This is a genomic window from Thermoanaerobacter wiegelii Rt8.B1, assembly GCF_000147695.2.
GTDB classification, from domain to species: Bacteria; Bacillota; Thermoanaerobacteria; order Thermoanaerobacterales; family Thermoanaerobacteraceae; genus Thermoanaerobacter; species Thermoanaerobacter ethanolicus.
On record NC_015958.1, the window covers coordinates 2,464,773 to 2,477,537 of the forward strand.

The window sequence follows — 12,765 nt, forward strand, 5'->3', positions numbered from 1 at the left end:
AACAAAGCATAAAAGCTCAGCAGGTTTTGAAAAATAGAAAAGCACCCTTGCATGCTGCAAAGGTGGTTTTAGGTAGTATCCCTCTCAATATGATGTTTTATTTTTGAAATTTCATATATGACTCCTATGCGGAAGTCCAGTAAATCATCTTCTAATTTCTGGTTCTTTAAATCCTCCCTAATTACATCTATTATGAAATCCAATATTTGAATCTTATCTTCTTTTGTTTTCTCATTTTCTAGGATCTGATGAGTAAATTCGAGGGCATATTTAAACTCATAAGACTGATTTATTCTCTCTAAAAAACCTTCCTTTTTAAAAAACTTTTTAAGCAGAATCCTGTATCACCTCTTTTTCTAAGAGCTTAAGGACGTTGTAGTAAATTCTTCCCTGCATGAAAGGTTCATAGTGCATTAGTGAAATTAGCTCGTTACATGCCCTCATATACTTTTTTTCGTCAAGAGCTTTCTTTATTCTAACGAGGTACAGAACGTATGCAAAATGAGCTATGCTTTTCTCATACTTTTTAGAAGGCCTTGACTTTTTCAGCTCTCTATAAAAGTCCTGTAAAGCCTTTTTTGCCTCCAAATTTTTCTCTTCTCCTTTGTCATTCCACCAGCTGTCATAAGGTTCTAAAATAGAATAAAGCTTCTCCATCTTTACACCTCCAGTAAGTTTATCTAAAGGGATAAAATATCTTCTAGGCTTTCAAGGAGAATTTTTTCATCATTGGGGGGTTCACTTTCCGCAGCTAGTTCAGGTTTTGAAGGTTGTGGTAGTTTTTGTGCTTGTATCCCTGACTGCTCTAACTTTTCTAATATGGCTTCAATTTTTTCTATTTTGGCTCCAAAGTCTCTGTAGAAGCGCAGAGCATTTTTTATGTATTGGCTTCTGTCTTCCTTTAATGATTCAAGAAGCTCCTCAATATCCTTATCTTCTTTGTTTGTGCGGAAGCTGTAGACTTTCAATTTACTTCACTCCCATTTATGTTTACACTTTAAAAGGTAGTTAAAAGAGTAGGGGAGGGGAGATAAACTGCAAAATTGTATTACAATCCTGATTTTTAACTGTTTAAAGATGTAATACAAAATTGGAAATAAAGCTTTGTAAAAGCAGTTGTTTCAAGGATTTAATGGTGTAAACATGTGTTTAATCAAAAGTGTAATACAAAGTATAAAAATAAAACCTTTGAAATTAGAATGCATAAGGCTTAGAAGGTGTAAACAGTGTTTTAAAGTGGTTGTAATACAATTTTAAAAAATGATGGACTCAAATATCTGTTTCTTCTGGGTTTGACTCTGTAAACATATCTTCATCAGCTTTGCTGGTATAGGTAAATCTTACTTCCTCAACTATGCTTTCTTTCGGAAGTTTCTTTTTTACAAGGTCTAAAGAGACTTCCTTTTCAGGCTCAATCGTAACAATGTAGCTTTTATCTTTCTGCTCTATGAGCATGTGTCCGGTAATCTTCAGTTCATCCCACATTTCATAAACTTTCTCTTTCATGCCCTTTTTCTTGGGAAGAGTTATTTTTATCATGTTTTTGCTCCTCCTTTGTTATCATCTATGATTTTAATAACTTTCTCATCTTTATTTTCGCACACTCGTATGATGTACTTTATTTCTCTCCTTGTGAGATATTTCTTTTCTCCCGTGTAGTAGTCAACCATCTGCTTCATTAATTCCCATGCGCCTTTGTAATCCAGCTCTTTTTCTTTTGTCATCCTCTATCCCTCTCTTTTTTCTCCTCCAGTTCGGCTACTTTGAGAAATCCTTTTGCGTTGGCAAGCTGTGGATCTTTAACCATGACAGTATTTTCGTATATGTCTGTTAAAAACTCTTGGAGATCCTTTGCGCCTCCTCCCGCAAGAAAAACAGTGTTAAAAAAGTCAAGCTTACTTCCCCATACTGCTTTAAGCCTGTCCTTTATTACCCTTGCAGTCTCAGCTTTAATACTTCTCAATTCCTCTCCAAAATCCAGCTGCCTGCCTTTAAAGAATATTCTACTATCGGTTGTGAGTCTCATGAGTTCCGGTATGTCAAGCTTGCTTCCGGTCTTTTGCGTAAAAACCTTATCAGCTGCATTGTAAACAGCTGATATGCCGGCATCAATAGTACCTGATAGGTCCTCTCTTAAGATTAGGCGGTCTTCCACTAAAAAGACTATAAAGTCAGTAGTTCGAAAACCTATATCCACTAGTCCTAAGTAACTGCCTTTTATTAAGTACTTATGAATGTCCTCCATGACTGCATAATATACTGCTCCGGCTGCCTGAGGAAAAATAGTGATTTTATCAAATTTAATCCCTTTTACTTTTTCATCTCCCTTAAAATAGGCTAATGCTTTATAATCCTTAAGCATCTTCAAAAACTCATCTCTTTTGTGGATGTACTGCTCCAGCGGCAAACCGGTTACCAAGTGGACGGGCTTTCCGTCTTCCGGGAAAAGGAGAAGGCAAGAAGCAGCTATTAGCGCTCTCGTGTTCGGGTGATTTATCTTATCCTCATCAAAAGCATAGGAAACATTTCTGCTTTCCCTCCTTGCTAGCTCTCCTACAAAGCATTCATATTTTTCGCCGTTCGTAATTACAAGGTGCATATTATCGATTCTTTTCTCTAAGCTGTTTTCAAAAAGACTTTTAAGATTCCTTTCATAAGCATTTCCCACTAAGGAAGGGAAAACAACTAGTCTTCCAGCTTCATTTACCCCTTTTACATAACCGTACCCTAAGTCAAGCCCTATTTTAAACACTGGAACTTCGCCTCCTTTGAATTTTTTTGCAAAAATAAAAAACGCCTTAATCGGCGCATTTATTTCTTTAAAGCCTTATTTTTTAGGCATTTTTTATATCCTCCAAAAATTCTTCTACGCTGTCAAAGGCAAAAATGCTTGTATTAAAATCTGTAAGATACTTGATAAATTCTTCTTTACTCATCTCAGCAAGTACTGCACACTGGCCAAGTGAGAGTTTCCTTTCCCAGTAGTACCTGACTGCTGCTGTTTTTTTCAGCTCAGCTATAAACTCATCTTCACTTTTTCCAAGACTTATAAGTATTTCCTCAGGAATTTCTATCTTTTTTATAATTTTCATACAACCATCTTCTTTCTACTCTTTGCGCTTTCATTATACCATATTTGAATGAAGTTAGTTACCGCTCTTTCATCAAACTGAGTTCCTACTCCTTTTTTAAGTTCTTTAAGTGCTTCATCAACAGTTTTAGATACTTTATAGTGCCTTCCGCTTATCATTACCTCAAAAGCATCGCATACAGCTAAAACTCTTGCTAAAAAAGGTATTTCATCCCCTTTCAATCCATAAGGATAGCCTAAACTGTCTACTCTTTCATGATGGGCTTCAATAACAGCTGTAATTTCCTCAGTAAAGTCTCTTTCTCTAAGCCACTCCGCACCTTTTAAAGGGTGAAGCTGTATTATTCGCCTTTCAAAGGGTGATAGAGGACCATCTTTTGAGAGAATTTTAAAAGGTATCAGCAGTTTTCCTATGTCGTGCAGCAGTGCAGATTGAATGAGAATTATTTTTTCGTCTTCATCAAGAGAAAGAGCCTCTGCTGCTTTTCTGCACAGTTCAGCAGTTCTTATTTGATGGTCTAAAACGTACTTCTGATAAAACTCTGCATTTTCTTCTCTAATGAGAGTAACGATGTTTCTGTTGTTTATACATTTTCTGCACACACTGCAGTTTCCATCACAGTAGCCGCCTGCAAGCTCTACTTTGTAGTACCCATCATCTAATACGAGAAGTGCAAATTCCACAAAAACACCTCTTTTCATTAATGTTTTAGCTGTTTTATAAAGGCTCTATACTCTTCGTACTCTGGGAGTAAAAGCAGAACTAGAGCTGAAATGTATACACCTTTTAAAAATTTAGCCTCCTCACCAAAGTGTTTTTTTAGAGCTTCTAAGATTTCATTTGCGAGTTCAAAAGCATCTCCAACTTTATCCCTTTTTACTGTAGATTTCAATGCTGTTTTTATAAACTTTGCAAAATCTTCATCTTCATTGTTTTTTAAAAATTTTTTAAACTCCTTTGTTGTGATTATTTTCGTAATCACTCACCTCCTTCTGAAAATTTTTTACAGATTTTTTTAAAATTCCATCACGAATCATCAAATAACACTCTTTCATCTTCTAGTGATTCGTTATTAATAGAGAAAAAATTCCCCATACTGCGTTCAAGAAGTCTTCTCTCAAGCTCTTCTACATCGTAAGTTCTTTGCGTGTAGCTGTTGAAGTAGTTTCTGGGCGGTATAAACTCTTTCTTCAGCTTTTGCTCCTGTTCAAAAGGCTGTGTATCCCAATTTTCCTTAAGTGCAGAAATAACAAAACCTTCCGGGTTGTCAATTTTATTCCTTGACATTGCTTTCTCTAAATAAGCTACAGCGTTCATTACTTTTTCAGCAGGATATACTTCTAGGAGAGCAGCAAAAAAGAAGAGCTTATCTCTCCCTGTGATTTTTTTGTATTGTTCATTTATTTCAACAACAACCCCAGCCGAAGGCTGGGAATCTGTTCCGCTTTGCGGGTTGTTGTTGTTTATATTTTTGTTGTTTATATTTGTTTGTTTATATTTGTTATTATAAGTACATTGGTGCAAAATGCTCTCATGCATTGGGTCATTTTGCACCATTCCATTGGTGCAATTTGCACCAATGCATTGGGCAGCACTTCTTTTTTCATACTCATCGTACAACAAATCTAATTTTTTATAGTCTATTGTGTACCATTTTGTTTGGTCTAACTTATCGTCGTTGAATTTCGCAGAAATTAATAGTCCCATTTTTTCAAGTTTTTGAAAAGTCCTTTTAACAGTATCATAACTCCAAAAATCAAAATACTGCTCATGCCACTCTTTTATACTGTTATAAGTCCAGTACCTGCCATCAATAAAGTTTATTTGGTTTCTTGAATTATATACAAGCCAGTAATGCACTTGCTGAAGGACAATTGCTTCATTAAGACCAATAACTTTGGCTAATGTTTTATCAACTACTATCGGGTTTTCCTCGAAAAGAAGTTTACTCCTTACGGTGGAGTCTGTCATTTTTCTCACTCTCCAATAATGTTATTAATATTTCTATCCTCTTTTACTTCAAGAAGTGATATAATTTTTTCGAAAAGGCCAGTGAAGTCATAGTAGTTTGCTATTTGTCCACCACGTTCATTAGTACGACTGATGACACGAAGATAGCCTTTTTCGATAAGAGAGTTTTTGTAGTTGTGCAGAGTGCGCTCGGAAAGCCCAGTGTACTCTGCCATTTTTCTTAATGAAGGCCTTGGTAGTTCTGTGGACCACTTAAAGCGCAGTATCTGGGCTATAAACCAGCACTCTCCAACAGAAAGCCCTAATTCTTTTTGAAAAGAAAAAACAGCATCCGGAATGCTGGCAATTCCACTTCTTACTATGACCTCACCAAACCTTGCAGCAAAATTTGAGGAAAGCATAACATTAATACCTCCTTGTAACTGAAAAATTCCTGATAGGTTCCCGAAGGGGTTCTATCAGGAATTTTTCAGGGTGGTGTTTTATTATCATTTTTTGATTACGTTGCTAAAGTAAACTTCTTTCTTTAAGCCAAAGTACCGTATCATATATTGTTTCTTTTATAGGTCTTGGGTTATATCCTAATTCTTTTTTAGCTTTTTCATAAGTAAAGTTTGAATTACTGCTTAAACTATAAATAGCATAAGAAGTAAATGTAGGTTTTTCTTTAGTTATTTTATAGTAAATGTCAGCAAAATACGAAGAAAACTTGGCCATATTTCTATTAACAGTAACAGTAGGTTTTTTTATTCCTGTTATTTCTTCAAGAGAAGAAAACAGGTCTTCTATAGTAACTACTTCTCCCGAAAGAATATAATTTTCACCTGCCTTACCTTTTTCCCATGCAAGTATTATACCTTCTGCCACATCTCTTACATCAACAAAATTGTACGCACCTTCTATTAAGAATTTATATTTTCCCCTTAAATAATTAATTATAACCTGATTCATAAAAGAAATTTTATAATCATAAGGTCCGATAACTCCTGAAGGATGAACAATAATAGGTTGGATACCTAATTTTTGTGATTCTAAAACTTTTGCTGTAGCAATTGCTTTTGATTTTGCATAATCACCTTTTACGTAAGTCGGATTAAAATCTTTGTTTTCCTTAATTACTTTTCCTTTGGGTTCTTCTTTTAATGCATGAACCGAACTAACATAAACAAGTTTCTTTATATCATTTTTTATGCACGCTTCTATTACATTTTCTGTCCCACCTACATTTACGTCATAAACTCTTTTATCTTTTGTAAAAATCGAAATAAGGCTTGCAAGATGAAATACCGCTTCGGCTCCTTTAAAATAATTAACTAAGTGAGTTTTATTTCGAACATCTGCAAATTCAATTTCGATATCTAGACCAGATACAGGAGTCAAATCTTCACCTGGAGGTACTATTATTTTTACATTATGACCCTTCCTCAATAATTTCTTCACCAAAACATTTCCAATATGGCCTGTTCCTCCAGTGACTATAATCATTATATTTCACTTCCTTCTCAAACCACCTTATTTTAAATTATTTTAGCATTTTACACTCTAATTTGTAAATATGTTAACTAAATATGTAAAAAGCGAGCTATTGCAGCAAAAGCAAGAGAAGAAAAAATGTTTGATTATCAAATCAAGTATGCTGAATATGTAAAAGCCGAACTATTGGGACAAAATCACGAGAAGAAAAAAGAGAATCATGAATATTATTAATCCTAAAATTGCCCAAAATGTGTGTGTTACCAACAACTCATAAAAGAGTAATGCTAAACCTCCTGATGAAAATATGGAGATAAAAAAATAAAAAGGTGAAATATAGAAATTAGTCCCATTAATTAGAAGTATAAGGAATATGAAAACCAATTGGAACACTGTAAATGCAATAATTGCTGGGACTATTTTTATATGAGGAAGTCCTTTGATATGGATATAAAAAATGTATCTAGTATCAAAGAAGTGAATAATATTAACAATATAATACCTTTAAAATTAAAAGCTTTAAATTTTTTCATTAAAAATCACACCTTTCTACAAAATTTTTAATTTTTATAGCTTTTTAAACTGATAAAAGTAGTAAAACTTATTACTAGCCCCAAAACTATCCCAAAGAAAATACCGGCAGCTAGGCCGGCAGTATAAAGAGTATTCAAGTTTTCATCTCCCTTCATAAAAATCCTCAATAAAATAGAAAAACTGGGTTTATCATACACCCAGTTTTTTGCTTAACTCTTTTATGCGGTTATCATGGTATAATGTTTTAACTGTTAGGTTGTTTACATCCAGCTGTGGAGCATATCGATTTTTTCGTCTATCTTGTCAATCTTTTCGTGGAGAAGCTGTCTGTCATCAAATAAAGCTCTTACTTTGTCGGTAATTTCGGTATCTATCTTTATTCCTAATTTTTTCACTTCTTTTTCTACTACTTTTATCTTTTCTTCTATTCCCGTTATTTTACCTTCTACTCCTGATATCCTTTTTTCTACTCCTGCTATTCTTTCTTCTATGTTATCAAATCTTTTGGCAAATTCATCAAATTTATTGCTAAACTCAGTATAAACTTTTTCTAACAAATGAAGGATTTTATCCTCATTCATAAGAAAGCCTCCAGTCAGTTTTGCTTTCATTACGCTCTTGTTTCCATTCTATGATATTTTTAAGGACAATTCAAGGTTTAATTTAGTAATTCTTACATAATAAATTTCCAGTATTTTAAATTTTTTAGAGTATATGCCGATGTAAATATACGTATAAAATAAAATTGAATGGAAAGGAGACTTAAATAACATGAAAGGAAAAAGTTCTAAAATTTTTTGGTCCTTAGTAATGTTTTCTGTTATTTCGCTTTACGCAGTATTAAATATGATAGTTGATTGGAGTAACTTCTTGGTCGTCAACTCAATTTTATTTCTCATTTTTAGAATCTATTTCCAATACAACCTTTATACTACAATTGTATTGCTCATTTTCATTCATGGCATTTATTTGATAGCATTTTTTATAACTTCCATCTTCTATTTTAACAAAATACATCTTTCGACAACCTTTATAATGAAAAGGAGCCTATTCCGAAAAAATTCATATAAAATCAATGCCTCAATCCATCCAATAACCTTTTTGTGTATCAAAAAACACGAAAAGCAATTTGTGAGTAAAAAATTCAAATACAATAAAAATAAGTTCTTCTCTCAAATTATGGCAAAAGATTTTAATTTAGCAATACAAAATGCTGTAAAAATAATTCAAAAAAATAAAAACATAACAACAATAACTTTTAAAACACATAAAAGTTATATAACTTATATAATAAATCATATGAATGAAGTTCAAAATCTAATTAAAAAACTATTTGATTCAGAAATTCATGTACAGATAACAAAAATAAGGGACAGTGAAAAATTTATTATTTATATTTATTATACCGATTCTACTCAATATGAGATTCATATAGATCAAAAAAAGCGTAATCGTCTGTATATAGAACCTTTCGCTTATTTATCGTTATGGCAGTCAATTGTACATATTCTAAAACATCCGAAATCCTTATGGGAACGCCGCCAAGTTTATAATGTAATGATTAAAAAAGTTTTGTAATAAGGAAAATAATAAAAGGTACTATAAAGTACAAACCGGAAAATACTAAGAAATCTGTAACATTAACTGTTTCAATCTCTTTTAAGGTGATTTTGTGCACTAGATAAGAAAATAATTCCGACACAGGTTCGATTGTAAAAATTCCAATAAGTGAAATAGTCATATATGTAATGAATAAGAATCCCGTACCTTTTATAAAAGATAAATTTGAAATTATAACCTCGTAATCAACAAGAATAAACATCACATGAGATATAATAAAAAGTCCAACTGAAACTAAAGCTATTATAAAGTCCCATATAGAATTAATAATTCTATTTAACATTCCATTGTCCTCCTAAATTTATAAATTTTTAATATTATAGTGTATATGATCTAAACTGCTTCAGCACATCTTTATGTACATACACCGATCTGGGCAGGTCCGCAGGCCTTTTTCCGGCACTTTCGTTGAAGACAAGCCGCTCTTTTTGTTTGTTATAGTCATAATGAAGGATGCATAATTTTATAAGAGCGTCATTGCTGAGTCTACCTTTTCTTGAGAGCGACATTGCAGCCTGCGCTTGCTCTCTTTTCATTGCTTCATATTCTTCATCGTACTGTTCTCTCTGCTGTTTTTTATACGCATTTCTCCACTGCCTAGCCTTTTCTTGATTTTCTTTTTTGCGGCGTTCTTTTTCTTGATGATATTCCGGGAATTGTTTTAACATTTTAGTAACAGCCGGCTGTGAAACGCCAAGCTGTTGTGCTATTTCTACTAATTTAAATCCTTCAAGATATAACTTAAAGGCTTTAGCTTTTTTATCCACACTACCACTCCTCAGGTTATATTTTTTGTTCCAACTTTTGGGCATACTCTGCCTATATATTAGGTTTTTATCATTAATTTCCAGCCTTCGCTGTTCTTTTCTATTCTAATTTGTGTTATTTTTATGAGAGCTTCAGCTACTTTTATAAGCAAATCTTTATTCTTTATTGGTTTGAACTCCACCCACACCGTTTTTTTCCTCCTCGATGAACTTTTTTATTTTCGGGTATAAAAACTGTACAAGGGGTCTGTAGAATTCTTCTTCGTCTACTTCTTCATAGCCGATTATTTCTTCGCTGTCAGGAGTAAATTCTCCAGCTATGAGCTTTTCTCTTGATATTACTGTTTTTACAATTGCTACTTTCATAAAATCACTTCCTTTTGGTGTTTTTATAATTGCTGTTTTGCGTTACCTTTTGGGACATTAATATTTAAAAAAATATCATCATTGTTTACCCCAAGAACTTTTTTAATTTTAGTAGCTACATTAAAGGATGGATTTTTAATACCTAATTCGATATTAGTATAGCTAGTCCTTGCTATTCCAACCTTTTTAGCTATTTCTGCTTGTGTGAGACCAGCTTGTTTTCTTATCTTTTTTAGGTAGTATCTCATTTTTATCCTCCTGCTTTATGTTCCGTTTAGCAACTCTACCTAATTTTATTATAGTTTCACTTAGAAACATTGTCAAGAGTTTTTTTAAAAAAATTTTCTTTTTGGGACACATTGTTTATTTTAGGGACATTTTTAGTTACAATAACATAAAAGGAGGTTTCGAAAAATGACATTTTCAGATAGATTAAAAGAGTTGCGTAAAGAAAAAAATTTAACCCAAGAAGATCTTGCAAAAATATTAGGAATAAGTCGTTCCACTATAGCGGGATATGAAACAGAAAGGAAAGAACCAGATTACGAAACCCTAAAGAAAATAGCTGATTTTTTTAACGTTTCCATAGATTATCTTCTTGGTAGGACAGATATTCGTTCTCCAGTTGATGAAATTACAGAAGCGGTTTCTGATGACCCGGAACTGCTGGAGTTTTGGAATGAGTTGAAAGATAGGGAAGATTTAAAGCTTTTATTTAAGCAGACTAAAAAGCTTTCTCCTAAAGAGATAAAGCAGATAATTCGAATAATAAAGGCTATAGAAGAGGAAGAAGATAAGGGGGAATGATTTAATTGAGCAGTATTAACTTACTTAACACTTTTCTCATGAAAGCTTTATTAGATGAAACAATACCTTTTCATGAAGTTATGAATGCATTTGGTATAAGGACTCATATAGTGTTTAATTTGCCTGCATCGGTGCTGGGATTTACATATGTAAGCAGAAGAGGAAACTATCATTTACTGCTCAACGGAAATGTAAACTACAGGGCGCAAGTTAAGACCTTTCTTCATGAAGTACAACACATATTAAATGATATGCCACAATATAGTTACATAATAGGTCTTAACATGGAGCATTTAAAGATGGAAGATACAGCAGATGAAATATCAGAGAAAATACTGAAACATCTTACAAAAGCTGAATAAGATTTGGGAGGGGATTTTTTATGGCTGAAACAGAAATAAGAGCTGTTGCATATGCAAGATACTCCAGCGATAATCAAAGGGAGGAAAGTATCGAGGCTCAGCTGAGAGCTATAAAAGAGTACTGCGAAAAAAATAACATACAGCTAGTAAAGATATACACCGATGAAGCAAAAAGCGCTACAACTGATGACAGACCGGCATTCCTTCAAATGATAAAAGACAGCTCGTTGGGGCTTTTTAATGCCGTTATTGTCCATAAATTGGACAGATTTGCCCGCAACAGATATGACAGCGCTTTTTACAGAAGGCAGTTAAAAAAGAATGGAGTAAAGCTTATTTCAGTACTTGAACAGTTAGATGACAGCCCTGAAAGCATTATCTTGGAAAGTGTTTTAGAAGGAATGGCCGAGTACTATTCTAAAAACCTTGCGAGGGAGGTTATGAAGGGATTGAAAGAAAATGCTTTTCAGGCTAAGTTCAATGGAGGTATACCACCTCTTGGATACGACATTATAGACGGAAAATATGTAATAAATGAAAAAGAAGCTGAAGCAGTAAGATTAATTTTTGAGCTGTATGCCCAAGGGTATGGATATAGACAAATAATTGATGAATTAAATTTAAGAGGTTACAGAACTAAGAAAGGAAATACTTTCAGCAAAAACAGCATTCATGAAATTTTAAGAAATGAAAAATATACCGGCAAGTACATATTCAACAAAGGCACAAAGAAAAATCACAGGATAGTAAAAGAAGACGTAATTATTATAGAGGATGCTGTACCTGCCATCATTGATGAAAACTTATTCAGAGAAGTACAGAAAAGGATAGAGAAAAACAAAAAGCAGCAGGCCAGCTACACAGCACAGAGAATTTACCTTCTTTCAGGGCTTATAGAGTGCGGTGTATGTGGTTCATCTATGGTGGGTACGCTCAGCAAGGGTCAGTATACATACTACCGCTGCAACAATAAAAGCAGGAAAAAAGCTTGTGACAACAAAGACGTAAACAAAGAAATGATAGAGAATTATGTCATAGATGAACTTCTTCAAAAAGTTTTTTCTGAAGATGCATTACCAAAACTAGTCGAAAGATTAAATGAAGAAAATAAAAAGCTTGTTTCAGAAAGAGACGAAGAGAAGAAAAGGCTTTCAAGGCGGTATGAAGAAATCAAAAAAAGCATAAGCTCAATTGTAGATGTAATAGCAAAAGGTTACTTTCATCCAAGCCTCCATGAAAAATTAACAGAATTAGAACAGCAGAAAGCAGAAATAGAAGTGAGAATAAAAGAAATGAACAGCCTACCTGACACGTCCTTTATAACAGAAGAAAGAATAAGACATTACCTTCTAAAAGACAAAGAAGTGTTGGAAGCGGGTGACCCACACAAAATTAAACAAATTTTGCCAACATATATCAATAAAATAATCGTCTACCGTGATAGAATTGAAGTGCATTTCAAGCTATCGGTAGACGATACAGTTTGCGCATGGATGGTAGCGGCGAGTGGATTCGAACCACCGACACTACGGGTATGAACCGCATGCTCTGGCCAACTGAGCTACGCCGCCATATTTTTGGTTGCGGGGGTAGGATTTGAACCTACGACCTCCGGGTTATGAGCCCGACGAGCTACCGGACTGCTCCACCCCGCGACATTGGTGCCGGAGACCGGACTCGAACCGGTACGGGCTTTTAGGGCCCGCAGGATTTTAAGTCCTGTGCGTCTGCCAGTTCCGCCACTCCGGCGTCATCTTCTTGAGACAGTATTTA

At 34.0% G+C, this 12,765-nt stretch carries 20 protein-coding genes and 3 tRNA genes; 4 read left to right on the plus strand and 19 right to left on the minus strand.

The features are described from left to right. Positions 1 to 327 precede the first annotated feature (327 nt). The 12 genes from THEWI_RS12105 to THEWI_RS12160 all read right to left on the minus strand — a co-directional run bounded on the left by THEWI_RS12105 (position 328) and on the right by THEWI_RS12160 (position 7,651). Complete coding sequence (locus THEWI_RS12105; RefSeq protein WP_014063581.1) at positions 328 to 657, minus strand: hypothetical protein; 330 nt, start codon at positions 655 to 657, stop codon at positions 328 to 330. Positions 658 to 680: 23 nt separating this feature from the next. Further along, a complete protein-coding gene (locus tag THEWI_RS12110) occupies positions 681 to 968 on the minus strand; it encodes a hypothetical protein (RefSeq protein ID WP_014063582.1) in 288 nt (95 codons plus the stop codon). A 301-nt stretch (positions 969 to 1,269) separates the two neighbouring features. Continuing rightward, positions 1,270 to 1,539, minus strand: a complete 270-nt coding sequence (locus tag THEWI_RS12115) for a hypothetical protein (protein WP_014063583.1) — start codon at positions 1,537 to 1,539, stop codon at positions 1,270 to 1,272. After that, a complete protein-coding gene (locus tag THEWI_RS12120) occupies positions 1,536 to 1,724 on the minus strand; it encodes a hypothetical protein (RefSeq protein WP_014063584.1) in 189 nt (62 codons plus the stop codon). The genes THEWI_RS12115 and THEWI_RS12120 overlap by 4 nt, the downstream gene beginning before the upstream one ends. After that, positions 1,721 to 2,752, minus strand: a complete 1,032-nt coding sequence (locus THEWI_RS12125) for a ParM/StbA family protein (RefSeq protein WP_014063585.1) — start codon at positions 2,750 to 2,752, stop codon at positions 1,721 to 1,723. The genes THEWI_RS12120 and THEWI_RS12125 overlap by 4 nt, the downstream gene beginning before the upstream one ends. A gap of 82 nt (positions 2,753 to 2,834) precedes the next feature. Then, entirely contained in the window at positions 2,835 to 3,092 is a 258-nt protein-coding gene (locus THEWI_RS12130; RefSeq protein ID WP_014063586.1) for a UPF0175 family protein, read from the minus strand. Then, complete coding sequence (locus THEWI_RS12135; protein ID WP_052877873.1) at positions 3,089 to 3,775, minus strand: HD-GYP domain-containing protein; 687 nt, start codon at positions 3,773 to 3,775, stop codon at positions 3,089 to 3,091. The genes THEWI_RS12130 and THEWI_RS12135 overlap by 4 nt, the downstream gene beginning before the upstream one ends. 17 nt (positions 3,776 to 3,792) lie before the next feature. Continuing rightward, the gene (locus THEWI_RS12140; protein ID WP_014063588.1) at positions 3,793 to 4,074 is read right to left on the minus strand and encodes a hypothetical protein; all 282 of its coding nucleotides are present in this window, start codon (positions 4,072 to 4,074) and stop codon (positions 3,793 to 3,795) included. 44 nt (positions 4,075 to 4,118) lie between these two features. Next, positions 4,119 to 5,063, minus strand: a complete 945-nt coding sequence (locus THEWI_RS12145; protein ID WP_014063589.1) for a hypothetical protein — start codon at positions 5,061 to 5,063, stop codon at positions 4,119 to 4,121. Between the two features lie 5 nt (positions 5,064 to 5,068). Further along, complete coding sequence (locus THEWI_RS12150) at positions 5,069 to 5,464, minus strand: helix-turn-helix domain-containing protein (protein ID WP_014063590.1); 396 nt, start codon at positions 5,462 to 5,464, stop codon at positions 5,069 to 5,071. A gap of 106 nt (positions 5,465 to 5,570) precedes the next feature. Further along, the gene (locus tag THEWI_RS12155; RefSeq protein WP_014063591.1) at positions 5,571 to 6,548 is read right to left on the minus strand and encodes an NAD-dependent epimerase/dehydratase family protein; all 978 of its coding nucleotides are present in this window, start codon (positions 6,546 to 6,548) and stop codon (positions 5,571 to 5,573) included. A gap of 782 nt (positions 6,549 to 7,330) precedes the next feature. Then, positions 7,331 to 7,651 carry a hypothetical protein gene (locus THEWI_RS12160; protein ID WP_244262246.1) on the minus strand — a complete coding sequence of 107 codons (321 nt, stop codon included), beginning with the start codon at positions 7,649 to 7,651 and terminating at the stop codon, positions 7,331 to 7,333. 190 nt (positions 7,652 to 7,841) lie between these two features. On the opposite strand from THEWI_RS12160, the gene THEWI_RS12165 reads away from it, so the two are divergent. Continuing rightward, on the plus strand, positions 7,842 to 8,648 hold the full coding sequence (locus tag THEWI_RS12165) for a hypothetical protein (RefSeq protein ID WP_014063595.1): 807 nt from the start codon (positions 7,842 to 7,844) through the stop codon (positions 8,646 to 8,648). On the opposite strand, the gene THEWI_RS12170 is transcribed toward THEWI_RS12165, so the two are convergent. The 4 genes from THEWI_RS12170 to THEWI_RS12185 form a co-directional block, all read right to left on the minus strand. Continuing rightward, positions 8,632 to 8,973, minus strand: a complete 342-nt coding sequence (locus THEWI_RS12170; RefSeq protein WP_014063596.1) for a hypothetical protein — start codon at positions 8,971 to 8,973, stop codon at positions 8,632 to 8,634. The two genes, THEWI_RS12165 and THEWI_RS12170, sit on opposite strands and share 17 nt — an antisense overlap. Positions 8,974 to 9,007: 34 nt before the next feature. Continuing rightward, on the minus strand, positions 9,008 to 9,457 hold the full coding sequence (locus tag THEWI_RS12175) for a helix-turn-helix domain-containing protein (RefSeq protein ID WP_014063597.1): 450 nt from the start codon (positions 9,455 to 9,457) through the stop codon (positions 9,008 to 9,010). A 156-nt stretch (positions 9,458 to 9,613) separates the two neighbouring features. Then, positions 9,614 to 9,823: a hypothetical protein gene (locus THEWI_RS12180; protein ID WP_014063599.1), complete on the minus strand. Its 210-nt coding sequence runs from the start codon at positions 9,821 to 9,823 to the stop codon at positions 9,614 to 9,616. Positions 9,824 to 9,846: 23 nt separating this feature from the next. Beyond that, the gene (locus THEWI_RS12185; RefSeq protein ID WP_014063600.1) at positions 9,847 to 10,071 is read right to left on the minus strand and encodes a helix-turn-helix transcriptional regulator; all 225 of its coding nucleotides are present in this window, start codon (positions 10,069 to 10,071) and stop codon (positions 9,847 to 9,849) included. Between the two features lie 166 nt (positions 10,072 to 10,237). On the opposite strand from THEWI_RS12185, the gene THEWI_RS12190 reads away from it, so the two are divergent. From THEWI_RS12190 to THEWI_RS14050, 3 genes are read left to right on the plus strand one after another with little or no spacing between them, the layout of a single operon-like run. Continuing rightward, complete coding sequence (locus tag THEWI_RS12190) at positions 10,238 to 10,630, plus strand: helix-turn-helix domain-containing protein (RefSeq protein ID WP_014063601.1); 393 nt, start codon at positions 10,238 to 10,240, stop codon at positions 10,628 to 10,630. 5 nt (positions 10,631 to 10,635) lie between these two features. Next, a complete protein-coding gene (locus tag THEWI_RS12195) occupies positions 10,636 to 10,992 on the plus strand; it encodes a hypothetical protein (RefSeq protein ID WP_014063602.1) in 357 nt (118 codons plus the stop codon). A gap of 20 nt (positions 10,993 to 11,012) precedes the next feature. Next, entirely contained in the window at positions 11,013 to 12,530 is a 1,518-nt protein-coding gene (locus THEWI_RS14050) for a recombinase family protein (protein ID WP_083820930.1), read from the plus strand. Here THEWI_RS14050 and THEWI_RS12200 read toward each other — a convergent pair. From THEWI_RS12200 to THEWI_RS12210, 3 genes are all read right to left on the minus strand, one after another. Next, positions 12,487 to 12,563 (minus strand) — tRNA-Met (locus THEWI_RS12200). The two genes, THEWI_RS14050 and THEWI_RS12200, sit on opposite strands and share 44 nt — an antisense overlap. Positions 12,564 to 12,570: 7 nt before the next feature. Next, a tRNA-Met gene (locus THEWI_RS12205) sits at positions 12,571 to 12,647 on the minus strand. Positions 12,648 to 12,651: 4 nt separating this feature from the next. Then, a tRNA-Leu gene (locus THEWI_RS12210) sits at positions 12,652 to 12,741 on the minus strand. Between the last annotated feature and the right edge of the window lie 24 nt (positions 12,742 to 12,765).

Coding starts and splice junctions, on each gene's coding strand:
- THEWI_RS12170 (WP_014063596.1), bottom strand. CDS start 8,973: ATGTTAAATAGAATTATTAATTCTATATGGGACTTTATAATAGCTTTA.
- THEWI_RS12155 (WP_014063591.1), bottom strand. CDS start 6,548: ATGATTATAGTCACTGGAGGAACAGGCCATATTGGAAATGTTTTGGTG.
- THEWI_RS12115 (WP_014063583.1), bottom strand. CDS start 1,539: ATGATAAAAATAACTCTTCCCAAGAAAAAGGGCATGAAAGAGAAAGTT.
- THEWI_RS12165 (WP_014063595.1), top strand. CDS start 7,842: ATGAAAGGAAAAAGTTCTAAAATTTTTTGGTCCTTAGTAATGTTTTCT.
- THEWI_RS12105 (WP_014063581.1), bottom strand. CDS start 657: ATGGAGAAGCTTTATTCTATTTTAGAACCTTATGACAGCTGGTGGAAT.
- THEWI_RS12160 (WP_244262246.1), bottom strand. CDS start 7,651: ATGAATGAGGATAAAATCCTTCATTTGTTAGAAAAAGTTTATACTGAG.
- THEWI_RS12120 (WP_014063584.1), bottom strand. CDS start 1,724: ATGACAAAAGAAAAAGAGCTGGATTACAAAGGCGCATGGGAATTAATG.
- THEWI_RS12130 (WP_014063586.1), bottom strand. CDS start 3,092: ATGAAAATTATAAAAAAGATAGAAATTCCTGAGGAAATACTTATAAGT.
- THEWI_RS12185 (WP_014063600.1), bottom strand. CDS start 10,071: ATGAGATACTACCTAAAAAAGATAAGAAAACAAGCTGGTCTCACACAA.
- THEWI_RS12190 (WP_014063601.1), top strand. CDS start 10,238: ATGACATTTTCAGATAGATTAAAAGAGTTGCGTAAAGAAAAAAATTTA.
- THEWI_RS12180 (WP_014063599.1), bottom strand. CDS start 9,823: ATGAAAGTAGCAATTGTAAAAACAGTAATATCAAGAGAAAAGCTCATA.
- THEWI_RS12145 (WP_014063589.1), bottom strand. CDS start 5,063: ATGACAGACTCCACCGTAAGGAGTAAACTTCTTTTCGAGGAAAACCCG.
- THEWI_RS12150 (WP_014063590.1), bottom strand. CDS start 5,464: ATGCTTTCCTCAAATTTTGCTGCAAGGTTTGGTGAGGTCATAGTAAGA.
- THEWI_RS14050 (WP_083820930.1), top strand. CDS start 11,013: ATGGCTGAAACAGAAATAAGAGCTGTTGCATATGCAAGATACTCCAGC.